The organism is Tropicibacter sp. Alg240-R139, assembly GCF_900537075.1.
Classification (GTDB): Bacteria; Pseudomonadota; Alphaproteobacteria; order Rhodobacterales; family Rhodobacteraceae; genus Falsiruegeria.
This window is the reverse complement of sequence record NZ_UNRA01000009.1, coordinates 1-13,456: the sequence shown is the minus strand read 5'-3', so window position 1 is coordinate 13,456 and position 13,456 is coordinate 1. Positions and strand designations below refer to the sequence as shown.

Sequence of the window (13,456 nt, the reverse complement as noted above, 5' to 3'; positions counted from 1 at the left end):
AGGAGACACGATGCTTACCAGACGCAACCTACTCAAAACCGGGGCCGCAGCGGCGGCGACTGGTCTGGCCATGCCCGCGCTGGCCAAGAACAGCTCGATCAAGATCGGATATGTCAGCCCGCAATCGGGGCCGCTGTCGGCGTTCTCGGAGGCCGACGACTATATGATCTCGCAATTCACCAAGACGGCAGCGGCCCAGGGCCTGAATGTCGAGGTGGTGGTCAAGGACAGCCAGTCCAACCCCAACCGTGCCGCTGATGTGGCGCGTGAACTGATTGTCCGCGATGAGGTGAACCTGATCTGCGTTGCCTCGACGCCGGAAACCACAAACCCGGTCTGTACCATCGCCGAAGCCGAGGAAGTGCCGGTGATTTCCTCGGTCGCGCCATGGCAGCCATGGTTCATCGGCCAGCAGGGCAATCCGGGCGATCCGGCCAGCTGGCAGGAATTCGACTACGTTTACCACTTCTTCTGGGGGCTGGAGGATAATGTCAGCGTTTTCCTGAACATGTGGAACAGCCTGGATACCAATAAGGTGGTCGGGGCGCTGTGGCCCAATGACGGCGACGGCAACGCCTGGTCCAGCGGTGTCGGGATGCCGCCGGCTGCGGCCGCGGCGGGCTATCAGGTGATTGATCCGGGGCGCCATCAGAACCTGACCGACGATTTCAGCGCGCAGATCAACGCGTTCAAACAGGCGAATGCTGACATTTTTACCGGCATCCCGATCCCGCCGGATTTCACCACGTTCTGGACGCAGGCACGCCAGCAGGGGTTCACGCCCAAGATTGCCTCGGTCGCCAAGGCGCTGCTCTTTCCCGAGACCATCGGCCAGTTGGGCGATCTAGGGCACAATCTGAGCTGCGAAGTGTACTGGACTCCGGACTTCCCTTACAGCTCCTCGCTGACCGGCGAGAGCAACCAGGAACTGGCCGCCGGGTTTGAGGCAGCCGCGGGTCGCCGTTGGACACAGCCCGTGGGCTTTTCACATGCGCTGTTCGAGGTGGCCGCCGACGCGATCAAGCGCGCGGATGATCCCACGGATGGTGATGATCTGGCCGAGGCTGTGGCCAGCACCAACCTGAACACGGTGGTCGGCAACATAGGCTGGGGCAAGGAGAACCTGCCGCCATTTGCCCGCAAGAACGTGGCCAAGACCCCGTTGGTGGGTGGTCAATGGCGGCGTCAGGACGACGGCAGCTATGACCTTGTGATCGTCGAAAATGGCAACGCACCGGACATTCCGGTGGGCGGTGATTTCGAAGCCATCGCCTGAGGTCAAGGCATCGGCGGTTTTGTTGCCGTCGGTGCCTTCAATAGGGAACGCGAACATGTCCATACTCTCACTGAACTCCGTGTCGAAATCCTTTGGCGCGCTCAAGGTCACGGATAACGTCAGTTTCGACGTGGCCCCCGGCCAGGCGCTGGGGATCATCGGGCCGAACGGGGCCGGGAAATCGACGCTTTTTAACCTGATCACCGGTAATATCCCTGCCGATGGCGGGCAAATCGTGCTGAATGGGCGCGATGTGACCCGTGACACGCCTATGCAACGGGTCAAGGCGGGGGTGGGGCGGTCGTTCCAGATTCCGCAGCCTTTCACCCATCTGTCCGTCTACGAAAACCTGATGGTCGCGGCGCAATTCGGCGGCGGGCATCACGGGGCCAAGGCTGGGCAGTTCTGCATGGATATTCTGGACCGCACCGGCCTGGCGGACGAAGCCGAGAGCGCCTCGGGCGGGCTGTCATTGCTGCAACGCAAGCGGCTGGAACTGGCGCGGGCGATGGCGACTTCGCCGCGCTTGATCCTGCTGGATGAAATCGCGGGCGGGTTAACGGACGCGGAATGCGGCGCGTTGATCGACACGATCAAGGGTATCCATGCCGAGGGCACCGCGATCATCTGGATCGAACATGTGCTGCACGCGCTGACCTCGGTGGTCGAGCGGCTGATGGTGCTGAACTTCGGCCAGATGCTGATGATTGGCGAGCCCGCCGAGGTGATGGAGGCCCGCGCAGTCAAGGAAATCTATCTGGGGATCGAAGTATGAGCGACGTTCTACTGTCCACGCGCGATCTGACGGCGCATTACGGGGATTTCCAGGCCCTGTTCGGCGTCGATATCGAGCTGCGCCGAGGGGAAACCGTGGCGATCATCGGGGCCAATGGTGCGGGTAAAACCACGCTGATGCGGGCCATCACCGGCCTGCTGCCCCACGCGCCGGATGCGATCCGGTTCAACGGTGAAAATATTGGTGCGCTCAGTGCGCCCGAGGTGCTGGAACGCGGGATTTCGATGGTGCCCGAGGGGCGCAGACTGTTTCCCTCGCTCAGCGTCGAGGAAAACCTGATGATTGGTGCGCACAAGCGCAAAGGCAACGGCTATTGGACGCTGGAAACCGTCTATGACATCGTGCCGATCCTGCGCGAGCGCCGCCACCATCCGGGCACCGCCCTGTCGGGCGGACAACAGCAGATGGTGGCCATCGGCCGTGCACTGATGTCCAACCCCGAAATGCTGTTGTGTGACGAAATCAGCCTGGGCCTGGCGCCGGTGGTGATCAAGGAAATCTACGCCTCATTCCCGAAGATCAAGGAAAGCGGGGCCTCGATCATCGTGGTGGAACAGGACATCGGTCAGGCGCTGAAAGTGGCCGACCGGGTCTATTGCATGATGGAGGGGCGCGTCACCCTGCAAGGCACCCCGGCAGAGCTGTCGCGCGACGACATCCACAATGCTTATTTCGGAGTAAGCGCATGATCTGGGTCGATACAATTGTGCAGGGCATCCTGCTGGGCGGTCTTTACGCCCTGTTCGCGGCGGGTCTGAGCCTGGTGTTCGGGATCATGCGGCTGGTCAATCTGGCGCATGGGGATCTGATCGTGCTGGGCGCGTTCCTGATCTTGGTGGCCGCGACGGCACTGGGGCTGCATCCATTCCTGGCGGTTTTGATCGCCGCGCCGGTGATGTTCGTGCTGGGCTGGGCATTGCAGACATGGGTTCTGAACCGGGTGCTCGGCGATGATATTCTGCCGCCGCTGCTGGTGACTTTTGGCCTGTCGGTCGTGATCCAGAATGCCTTGTTGGAGGGGTTCAGCGCCGACAGTCAGAAACTGTCCGCCGGCGGGATCGAGGCGGCCTCCCTTGCTCTTGGCCCGGTGACGGTAGGGGTGATGCCGTTGTTGACGTTGGTTTCGGCTGTGGCGGTGATTTTCGGGTTGAACCAGTTGTTTTACCGCACTGCTTTGGGGAGGGCGTTCCGGGCAACCTCGGATGATGCGGTGACGGCGGGGCTGATGGGTATTCGCCCGCAGAACGTCTTTGCCATTGCCACCGGGATTGCGATGGTCGTGGCGACGATTGCGGCGCTTTACCTGGGTATTCGTGCCAATTTCGACCCCTCCGTCGGCCCCGCGCGCCTGATCTATGCCTTTGAGGCGGTGATTATCGGCGGTCTGGGCAGCCTGTGGGGCACGCTGGCGGGCGGTATCGTGATCGGAGTCGCGCAGGCTCTGGGGGCGGCAATCAATCCCGAATGGCAAATCCTGGCGGGGCATATCGCCTTTGTCGTGATCCTGTTGCTGCGCCCGCGTGGCCTGTTCCCGCGTGCGAATGACTGAGGTGCAAAGATGAGCAAGACACAAAAAACCAACCTGATGCGCCTGCTGGGGTTGGGGGTAGTCGTGTTGCTGGCGCTGGTGCCGGTGATCGGAACCCGCGCGGCAGTGCAGGACTTGTTCATGGTGATGACCATGCTAGTGCTGGCGCTGAACTGGAACATGCTGGCGGGGTTCGCCGGGCTGGTCTCGGTCGGGCAGCAGGCCTTCGTGGGCGTGGGTGCCTATGCGATGTTTGCCGCTGTGATCCTTTGGGGGATGGACCCTTTGATGGGGATTCTGATCGGGGGGCTGGCGGCCTTTGCCCTGTCCATCCCGATGGCGTTCTTCACCTTCCGCCTGAACGGGGCCTATTTTGCCATCGGCACCTGGGTCGTATCCGAGATTGTCCGGCTGAGTCTGGCGCAATGGAAGGCACTGGGCGGCGGCACCGGCACATCGCTGCCCAAAGGCACGACGAAAACCATGTTCGGCGTACCTCAGATCAAGGACATGCTGGATGTCAGCTCGGCCGCGGCGGCGGATGCGCTGACCTATTGGCTGGCCTTGGTGCTGGTGCTTGCGACGCTGGGGATCAGCTATGCCTTTCTACGCTCGCGCATGGGGCTGGGGCTTCAGGCGATCCGCGACAATACCGAGGCGGCAAAGTCCGTCGGTGTCGATCCCACCCGCCTGAAGGCGCTGGTGTTTCTGCTGACGGCGTTTGGCACCGGGCTGTGCGGCGCGCTGCTGTTCATCCAGATCACCCGCGTCACGCCCGAGGCCGCCTTTTCCGTCGTGGACTGGACAGCCTTCGTGATCTTCATCACCGTGATCGGCGGCATCGGCACCCTGCCGGGGCCGATCGTGGGCGTGATTGTCTTTTATGCCCTGCAACGTCTGCTGGCCGACTACGGCACCTCTTACCTAGTTGTCCTTGGTCTGATCGGTATAGCGATCATGCTGTTTGCCCGCCGTGGACTGTGGGGGCTGTTTTCGGACCGAACCGGCTTCGAACTTCTGCCGCTTCGAAAGATGCCGCCAGCAAGGGCCCAATAAGAAACCACTGAAGGAGTGACCCGAATGATCGACCTTACTAAGATCGAATACTTCACCGAGGCGACGTCCGTTGACGCTGTCGTAGGACGCAACGGCCCGGGCGCCCACAAGAGGTTGGCCGAAGTGTGGGCCTCGCTCGTCAAGCACCTTCACGCATTCGCCAAGGACATCGAACTCCGACCAGAGGAATGGGATCTTGCGATCGATTTCCTGACGCGTACCGGCCAGCTCTGCGACGAGAACCGGCAAGAGTTCGTGCTTTTGAGCGACGTCATCGGACTCTCCATGCTTACTGATGCGATCAATCATAGGCGTCCGCCGGGCGCAACGGAGAATACCGTTCTGGGCCCGTTTCATGTTGTCGGGGCACCCGAATTCGAGATGGGTGCCAACATCTCGCTCGACGGCAAGGGCGAAAGCTGTCTCTTCGAGGGACGCGTTCTCGACACCGACGGCAACCCGATCGAAGGCGCGAGAATAGATGTCTGGTGCGACAATGAGGACGGTTACTACGACGTCCAGCAGCCCGACATTCAGCCGAAGTGGAACAACCGCGGCATCTTCACGACAGGCGAGGACGGCACATACCAGTTCCGCGGTGTCAAACCAGTCTCCTATCCAATTCCGCATGACGGCCCGGTCGGGCAACTGCTGATACAGCTCGATCGGCATCCCTATCGACCGGCGCACATGCATTACATGGTCACCGCAACCGGGTTCGAGAAAATCGTCACCCATACGTTCGTCGGCAGCGACGAATACCTGAAGTCGGATGCCGTATTTGGCGTAAAGGCGACACTTGCCGCGCCCTTCGAACCAAACCCGGGCGGAGTCACCAAGTGGCACTCGCCCTTTGATTTCATCATGGTACCCGCCGGCTCTGCCGAGGCCGCGGAATGACGCAGAAGCCTTGCATCATCTGCGTCGCGATCACCGGATCACTTCCCCAGAAAAGCCATAACCCAGCAGTGCCCATCGACGTGTCGGAGCAGATCGAGTCAACGCACGAGGCCTTTGAGGCCGGCGCCTCGATTGTCCATGTTCACGTCCGCAATCAAGATGGCTCACCTAGCAGTGATCCGGAGAAATTCGGGCAGTTTTTTGAGGGGATCAGAAGACATTGTCCGGAGATGATCATTCAATTCTCGACTGGGGGGCGCTCCGGTGCCGGAAAAGAGCGGGGTGCCATGTTGCCGCTTCGCCCGGACATGGCGTCGTTAGCCGTCGGTTCAAACAATTTCCCGACCCGGGTTTACGAGAACAGCCCGGATCTGGTCGATTGGTTGGCATCAGAGATGCAGAGCAACTACGTAAAGCCCGAGATTGAGGCTTTTGACCTAAGCCACATTTTCCAGGCCGCGCAAATGGTCGCCGACAAGCGACTGCGTGGGCCTCTTCACGTGCAATTTGTGATGGGGATCAAGAACGCCATGCCCGTCGACCGTGCAGCTTTTGAGTTTATGGTAGAAACAACCAAGCGATTGATGCCCGACGCAACCTGGTGTGCTGCTGGGATTGGCCGACAACAATCGACAATGAATAAATGGTGTGCCGAACTCGGAGGGCACTGTCGCACAGGGCTAGAAGACAATATTCGCCTTGATCGGGAGACGCTTGCTCCATCAAATGCGGCACTCGTGCGCCAATGCGTGCGAATACTCGAAAAGTATGAGCGCGAGCCAGCATCAAGCGCAGAGGCCCGCGCTCTGTTGGGTCTGCCAGCGTAAGTACGGCAAATGACATTACCGGTTCATCGCGAAGCGAAAGTTTGAGTTAGTGAAAAGAGGAACTCACCAATGTCGGAGACGTTCAAGACCCTTCGAGCACCTTCTTCGCCGCCGGGGAAGGGCTTAGGTTGATCGGTTCGCCAACAGAGATTGTTCATGCACTAATCTTCGGTAAGGAAACCAGCCTCAACGCGTGCTGCCAGGTGTTGCATTTCGGCGGCAAGTTTGACTCTCACCTTCTTTTGCCCGTTATTTCCGCAGACAGGGATTTAACATCCGCTTTAGAGGCGTGGCGAATTTGCGCCCTTGCGATAGCTGCGCCCAAGATGGATGACCGGATTTCCGGCTGCGTTGCGGCGTTGAAGATCGCGCATTTGCAGCAAACTTCGTGCTACGAGCCGGCAAGGAGAGAATACTGAATTCACACATCGGGCTCTCTCCTGCCGTTCTCTGCAATTTGCCCTACAACCGCTTTGCCCGAGACCTGCCTTTCGGCTGGTTTCTCGCTCGAACCTGAAACACCCGCAATCTCCCCTTCCAAACGATCCAACGCACCCAGGGCATCCTCAAACTGCGCAACATCCGCCTCTGTCGGGTCATCGATCCGAAGCGCCTCGGGACCCTCGAAATCCATTTCGATCTGCCGTTGATCTTCCGCAATGACAGCAGCGCGAACGCGTCGGGCGACTGTATCGGGAATGTGGTTGATGGGTGAGCTTCCACCTGGCTCCGCAATTCCCATCCTCGCTTCAAAGTCGCGTTCCGACAGACCTTGCCCCCGTGGCGCGTCCGGCATTGCCCGAACACTCAACGGCAACTCTCCCATCAGCCCAATCGGGCCTTCCGGAAACGGCAGATCGCCTTTCTGCGCGTTATGGATGCTTTTGAAGAACGGATCCTCAAAATACACCACCCGTTTCGCCCGGACCGGCATTTGCGCATCGACGACAACGACAATCTCGTCGAGCGGCAAGCGCCGCGCCTCATCTTCAGGCAGGAGAGACACCTCTTCAGTGCGCTCGGATTGAGGCCGCGGTAGGCAATGCCGTTATGGCGCAGGGGCAAGGTGATCCGACCGGCGAGATGATCCGCGCTCCACGGTTTGTGCCAGGGTCGGGTATCTCCGCCACAGGCGCCACGAGTGTACACAACCTCGCTTATGCTGCGCGACACCGGGCTTGAGGCGGAAATCGAACCACTCGCCCACGGGCTGGCGACGATCCTGCAGCGCCGCAAGGTCGCGCTCGGCAAGGAGGTCGACCGCACAGCCGACAAGATCGGCGCGCTGGCAAAATCTCACGACGGATCGGAGATCGCCGAGACCGCTCTGGAAGAGGCCCAGGCCCGCTTCCTGCACCTGCGGGAGATCGTCGGCGCTATCGAGATCATGAGCGAGGCGGCGGCGGAATGCTACGAGATCGAGACGGGCCATGCCTTCATCCCGGCAGCGGGATCGCGCGCCAGTGTCCGCGCGCAGCAGACGGGAGCAATCTTTGAAGCACGCCAGCTTCTGGAGCAGCATGATCGTGAGACGGCCGAAAAGTCGAAGGTCGAAGGGGTGCCCCTGATCGTCTCAGGTGCCACCGACTGGACCGATATCGATGTTATCTTCAGCACGCTCGACAAGGTTCGCGACCGCATCAAGCAGAACCGCAATCAGGATATCTTCCTCTGCCACAAGGGTGGCAAGCACGGGGCGGAAATGATCGCGGCCCGCTGGGCGCGGGCGCGTGGTATCGCGCAGGCGCGGTTCGATCCGCGCTGGTCCGCACATGGCCGGGCGGCTCCGTTCAAATGCAATGACGAGATGCTGGATGACAAGTTCGCGGCGACGGGGGTTGTACTCTTTGGCGGCAATGGGGTCGCGCTAAACCTCGGTCAGAAGGCGGAAGCAAAAGGTCTGACGGTCATGCGCGTTGCTGATCCGGCGAAGAAGACTGCAGAGACGTAAACTGAGAGGGTCGCCGTCGGGCGGCCCTTTCGTTGTTTCTCTTGGGCGTGGTCGTGCCTGAAATGTTATGCCTAGCAAGTTCACCTTTTGATGGGTATATGCGTGCCTAGCAAAACTTGGAAATGATTGGCATGACCCCACTCAGCAGTATCGCGATGAGCGCCTATACCGATCTGGTGCGCCTCCTGAAGGACGACGCTTTGTCCGGCGTTGAAGGTAAACCAATTCTCAAGGAGCGCGGCGACAAGGCCTATTGGTACGCCGCGCGGCGTATCGGGACGGAGATGCGGTTCATATATATCGGCGAGGACAACGACGAGACGCGTGCACGGATCGACCGTATCGAGGCGCTGCGCGCGACTGCCAAGGACCGGCAGGCAGAACGGTCGCGACTCGTTAGGCTCTTGCGCGCCGAAGGCATGACGCCCACCGACCGGGCGACCGGTTCTATCCTGTCGGCCATGGCTGCCGCAGGGACCTTCCGTCTGGGCGGCACCATCGTCGGAACGAACGCGTTCCGGCTCTATGAAGGTGAGCTTGGTATCCGGCTGCCCTTGGGTGGCATGGCCAACACTGGCGATATCGACATCGCCCAGTTCGAAAAGCTCAGCGTCGCGCTGGAGGATCAGGTCGATCCGGGTCTGGCCGAGACGTTCTCGGCGCTCAAATTTGACCCTTTGCCAGCCCTCGACCAAGGCCGGACCTGGCGATGGGCACAAGGCGGCAGTGGCCAGTTGGTCGAATTTCTGACACCGGCCTTCGGGGATGAAACCATCCGCGATCTGCCAGCTTTGGGCGTGAATGCTCAAGGATTGAACTATCTCAACTTTCTGATCGCTGAGCCAATCCATGCGGCGGCGATATATCGGTCGGGCGTTCTGGTTCAGGTGCCACGCCCGGAGAGATATGCAGTCCACAAACTGATCATTGCCGACCGGCGACGTGACGGCGCAGGTAGTCTCAAATCCGCGAAGGATCGCGAGCAGTCGGCTTTCCTGATCGAGGCGATGGCCGAGGACCGGCCCGATGACCTAACGCGGGCCTATGCCATCGCCATGGAGGTCGGCCCGCGCTGGCGGGAGCATATCGCGAACTCATTGAGGCGGATGCCGCAGACGAAAACCATCCTTGAGAGCCTCGGCGTATGACCGCCGCGGCAACAAGTGCTGCCGCACTTCGTGCCCCTGACAGACCTCTCTTGGGATTCTTGGCCGGGCCGTTCCTCAACACAGCCTTCTAGTCCTGAGCCACTGCGTCCGGGTCGCCTGCCAGCGCCCCATCTTCGGTGGATTGGTCTGGGGTCGCCGCAATGAGGGTTCTTCACCACGCATTCAAACGGCAATTCAGAAGCAGAGCTTGAGGCTGAAGACCTGCAGAGTCCTCGGGTGGTGTTTTGGAGCATCGCGTCCGCGCTACGGGCTTCGTTAGCACCTCGGCCAAACTCGGCGAGACGATGGCGAAGATGGTGGCGACAGTGGAATGGCAAAGATCATCCGGGCCTCTCCTTTTTGCTTATGCATGTGGATCGCACGGGGTCGGCCCGGCCGTACCCTCCACTTCGTTCCGGCAAGCACAAATACGGTTTCCACGCTTTTGGCGCGGAACTGAGCAAGGCCGTCGGCAAGACCACAAAGACGGAAGTGATGAGATCCCGCGCGGTTGGCAAGAACCCTTTCGAAGGGCGTAGTCAACATCATCCTGCTCTGGGCAGCCTCCGTCGCCCACGGTTAGAAGAATACCGCGTGCAGGATTACGTCCTTTGGAAAATGTGCACCTTTGAATGAAATCGCCACGGTTTGCTCCTGTCTTATCCGAGCACGCGTTGCCAAAACCGCGGTCGGAATGACAGTTGGGAGCAGATTTTGCGACAGAACCGCACAAGCCGCTGAAATCATGAACTCGCTTAACGCCCTATTCTGCACTCAGCCGGAGTCGGCCCCAAATACTGTCCGCCGGTAAGTCGAGAGAGCTTCATTTCGGGTTCAGAAACTGTCACTGCGTGTTTGGAAGGTCGGCGCCGGGGTTCATGATACCGCTTGGGTCTAGTGCTTGCTTGATCGCGTCTATCGCGAAGAGCTTGGCGGGGTCGCCGTATTTCTGGAGCATTTCAACCTTGGCGCGCCCAATACCGTGCTCAGCACTGAAAGACCCATTCAAGTCTTTTACCAGGTCACAGACCAACAAATCTACGCTGGGCTTAATGGAAACGTAGGCGTCTGGCGTTTCAGCCCTTGGCGGGAAAATGTTGAAATGAAGGTTACCATCCCCAAGGTGACCGAAGCAATTGACGCGAAGAGGAGCAATTTCTTGAATCCTTGCACTTGCCAGTTCAATGAACTCAGGAATTTTACCCAGCGGGAGCGAGATATCATGATTGGCAACGGCGCCGATCAGTCGGTTGGCTTCAGGGATATGTTCTCGGACATTCCAGAAATCGGTCCGTTGGCCTTCCGATTGTGCGATCAGACCGTCGTTCACCAAGCCAGCTTCAAGTCCGAATTCGAACAGTTCCAACAAAATGTCGTCGCCGTTCTGTCCTTTGTGAAGACCGAGATCTATCAGAACGGCCCACTCTGGATTTTTGTCAAATGGAAGCCGCAAATCTGGCATGGTTTCGGACAAGAAATCCAGTCCGACACCCTGGATCAATTCAAAGGCCGAAATCGCGCTCCCTGCCAGTTTCTGTGCATACTTCAAAAGCTTCAAAGCGGCACTTGAGCCACCGATGGTCATGAGCGCAGTGGCGTAACCAGAAGGGCGCGGATGCAGTCTCAGTGTTGCAGCTGTAATGATCCCCAGAGCACCCTCGGATCCAATCAACAGATTGCGCAGGTCAAAGCCGCTGTTGTCCTTTCTTAGTCTGCTCAATCCATGCCAGATCTGACCGTCCGGCAACACGACTTCGAGCCCGAGGCAAAGGTCGCGCATGTTTCCATAGCGCAGAACATTCACCCCACGGGCATTTGTCGCAAGGTTTCCTCCGATCTGACAAGTACCTTCGGCGGCTAGAGACAGTGGAAACAGTAACCCTGCTTCCTTTGCAGCTTCCTGGACGCTAAAGAGCGTTGCGCCGGCCTCAACGACAATAACGTCTTCCTGCGGCAAAAGCTCGCGAATTGCTTTCATACGGTCCAAAGACAGGATCACTGGGGCTGGTCCGTTTGTCATAATATGCCCAGCGACCAGCCCGGTGCCTCCTCCGATGGGTACAATCGGTACCAAGTGTTCCGCACACAACCGAACAATGGTCGATACCTCATCCACGGTCCTTGGAGCTAGGACAATTCCTTTCATACCGACGTAATTGCCACGCGGGTCTTCGAGGTGAGATGGAGACAAAGGACGAAAACAGTCTTCGGGCACCTGCGTCGCAAGCAACTTTCGAAACTGATCACTAACTGGGTTTAACGTGATCATTTCTTCTTCCTTTCTTTATGAACTTTAATCCGGAATCGTTTGGCTTCGCCCCGCCTCACGAGCTCGGAGCGATCGCTCCATAAACAAATTTGAATTCAAGAAACTCCTCAAGTCCGACCACGCCCCATTCGCGGCCGTTGCCAGACTTTCTAACGCCGCCAAAAGGCGCAGCCACATCAAGCGGCGCCCCGTTCAGATGTACCATTCCCGTTCACAAGTTTTTGGCGACATCGTAGGCCCGCGCCGAAGCTAAACTCCACACAGACCCGGACAACCCGTATTTGGAGTCGTTTGCGATTTCGATCGCCTCTTCCACTGCTGCGTAAGTCAGCACAGATAAAACCGGGCCGAATATTTCTTCCTGGGCAATTCTCATGTCGGGTCGGACACGACCGAAGACTGTTGGTTTGACGAAGAACCCTTTCGTCAGATCATCGGGTCTTTCGTCACCACCTGCGATCAACTCGGCCCCCTCGGAGATATCGGTCTTGATCGTTGAAAGAACCGCCCGATACTGCCTCCGGTTGGCAACCGGGCCCATGTAAGTCTTGCTGCTTGGGCCGCCGACCCGAATGTTTTTCACCGTATCCGAAATGATACGAACCACTTCATCATATCTGTTTTCCGGCACGAGAAGACGGGTTGATGCATTGCAAGATTGGCCCGAATTTTCCATTGTTGCATAGACGCTTGCCGGGATGGCTGTCGCGAAATCGGCATCGTCAAGTATGATACCTGCGGATTTCCCCCCCAATTCCAAAGCAACGCGTTTAATGTCAGGGGCTGTGTTTTTGATGATTGTTTCGCCAGCAAACGTAGATCCAGTAAACGAAATCATATCAACATCGGGATGCGTGGTGAGGTGTTGCCCGACTCCTATCCCGTCACCATGGATCATACTGAATACACCAGCCGGAGTTCCCGCTTCGTGTAGGATTTCGGCAAAAAACTGAGCATTGAGCGGGGTCAATTCACCAGGTTTGAGCACCATCGAGCAGCCTGACGCAATCGCTGGAGCGACTTTGACTGCGACCTGGTTAATTGGCCAATTCCACGGTGTAATCAAAGCGCAGACGCCGATTGGCTCGCGTCGCACTAGTGTTGATCCCAACGGTTCCTCGAACTTGAAGTGGCGCAAAACGCGGATGACTTCGTCAAAGTGCGAAGCACCGGACGGAGCCTGCTTTTCGCGAGCAAGCGACAGTGGCGCGTCCATTTCAAGCGAGATTGCGGCGGCAATCTCATCGTTGCGTTCTTTTAACTTGGCCGTAATTGCCTCCAAGAGGTCCAGCCGCTCAGTAACGGTGGACTGCGAAAACGCTGTGAAGGCGTTTTTTGGCTGCAGCAACAGCGTCATTTACATCCCGTTCGTTGCCAAGAGTGACTTGGCCAACAACCGTTTCCGTCGAGGGATCCACGATATCTTGCTGCTTGGTATCATGTGGCGTCACCCACGTGCCCGTGAGCAGCCTCATCTGACTGGTCCAAGTTGATTGTTAGTGCATCATCGGCCTCTGATCCATCGGGATGATGGTTTCAGGCGCTGGCGGGCGATAGCCCAGTGCACTGTGGGGGCGTTTTGTGTTGTAGTGTCTCCTCCATTGTTCGATCAGGATTTGTGCTTCGCGCAAGCTGTAGAAGATTTCACCGTTGAGCAGCTCATCCCTGAACCGGCCATTGAAGCTTTCMCAGTATCCGTTCTCCC

Annotated in this window: 12 protein-coding genes and 2 pseudogenes; 9 read left to right on the top strand and 5 right to left on the bottom strand. The window is 58.5% G+C overall.

Annotated features, from left to right (window positions below):
• Positions 1-10 precede the first annotated feature (10 nt).
• The 7 genes from G6R15_RS21535 to G6R15_RS21505 are packed head-to-tail and all read left to right on the top strand — an operon-like array spanning position 11 to position 6,383.
• On the top strand, positions 11-1,276 hold the full coding sequence (locus tag G6R15_RS21535; RefSeq protein ID WP_164662108.1) for an ABC transporter substrate-binding protein: 1,266 nt from the start codon (positions 11-13) through the stop codon (positions 1,274-1,276).
• 55 nt (positions 1,277-1,331) lie between these two features.
• Entirely contained in the window at positions 1,332-2,051 is a 720-nt protein-coding gene (locus G6R15_RS21530; RefSeq protein ID WP_164662107.1) for an ABC transporter ATP-binding protein, read from the top strand.
• Entirely contained in the window at positions 2,048-2,761 is a 714-nt protein-coding gene (locus tag G6R15_RS21525) for an ABC transporter ATP-binding protein (RefSeq protein WP_164662105.1), read from the top strand. Before G6R15_RS21530 ends, G6R15_RS21525 begins: the two co-directional genes overlap by 4 nt.
• Positions 2,758-3,621: a branched-chain amino acid ABC transporter permease gene (locus tag G6R15_RS21520; RefSeq protein WP_164662103.1), complete on the top strand. Its 864-nt coding sequence runs from the start codon at positions 2,758-2,760 to the stop codon at positions 3,619-3,621. The genes G6R15_RS21525 and G6R15_RS21520 overlap by 4 nt, the downstream gene beginning before the upstream one ends.
• Positions 3,622-3,630: 9 nt before the next feature.
• The gene (locus tag G6R15_RS21515) at positions 3,631-4,656 is read left to right on the top strand and encodes a branched-chain amino acid ABC transporter permease (RefSeq protein WP_164662101.1); all 1,026 of its coding nucleotides are present in this window, start codon (positions 3,631-3,633) and stop codon (positions 4,654-4,656) included.
• A 24-nt stretch (positions 4,657-4,680) separates the two neighbouring features.
• A complete protein-coding gene (locus G6R15_RS21510; protein WP_164662100.1) occupies positions 4,681-5,556 on the top strand; it encodes a dioxygenase in 876 nt (291 codons plus the stop codon).
• Positions 5,553-6,383: a 3-keto-5-aminohexanoate cleavage protein gene (locus tag G6R15_RS21505; protein WP_164662099.1), complete on the top strand. Its 831-nt coding sequence runs from the start codon at positions 5,553-5,555 to the stop codon at positions 6,381-6,383. Before G6R15_RS21510 ends, G6R15_RS21505 begins: the two co-directional genes overlap by 4 nt.
• Positions 6,384-6,804: 421 nt before the next feature.
• Here the strand turns inward: G6R15_RS21505 and G6R15_RS21500 are convergent, their stop codons facing one another.
• On the bottom strand, positions 6,805-7,389 hold the full coding sequence (locus tag G6R15_RS21500) for a type IV secretory system conjugative DNA transfer family protein (protein WP_164662098.1): 585 nt from the start codon (positions 7,387-7,389) through the stop codon (positions 6,805-6,807).
• A 156-nt stretch (positions 7,390-7,545) separates the two neighbouring features.
• Between G6R15_RS21500 and G6R15_RS21495 the strand changes: the two are divergent.
• Positions 7,546-8,334 (top strand): annotated as a pseudogene (locus G6R15_RS21495) (DUF2493 domain-containing protein); the annotation flags it as partial.
• 131 nt (positions 8,335-8,465) lie between these two features.
• Positions 8,466-9,482 (top strand): GSU2403 family nucleotidyltransferase fold protein, encoded by a 1,017-nt coding sequence (locus G6R15_RS21490; protein WP_240336831.1) that lies wholly within the window; start codon positions 8,466-8,468, stop codon positions 9,480-9,482.
• 844 nt (positions 9,483-10,326) lie between these two features.
• On the opposite strand, the gene G6R15_RS21485 is transcribed toward G6R15_RS21490, so the two are convergent.
• The 4 genes and pseudogenes from G6R15_RS21485 to G6R15_RS21475 all read right to left on the bottom strand — a co-directional run.
• On the bottom strand, positions 10,327-11,751 hold the full coding sequence (locus tag G6R15_RS21485; protein ID WP_164662094.1) for an FAD-binding oxidoreductase: 1,425 nt from the start codon (positions 11,749-11,751) through the stop codon (positions 10,327-10,329).
• A gap of 55 nt (positions 11,752-11,806) precedes the next feature.
• Positions 11,807-13,108: pseudogene (locus G6R15_RS21480) on the bottom strand (aldehyde dehydrogenase family protein).
• A complete protein-coding gene (locus G6R15_RS23150; RefSeq protein WP_205520621.1) occupies positions 13,047-13,226 on the bottom strand; it encodes an aldehyde dehydrogenase family protein in 180 nt (59 codons plus the stop codon). The pseudogene G6R15_RS21480 and the gene G6R15_RS23150 overlap by 62 nt, the downstream one beginning before the upstream one ends.
• A 21-nt stretch (positions 13,227-13,247) precedes the next feature.
• Positions 13,248-13,456, bottom strand: a 209-nt coding sequence (locus tag G6R15_RS21475) for an integrase core domain-containing protein (protein ID WP_164662092.1), incomplete at its 5' end; no start/stop codon positions are given.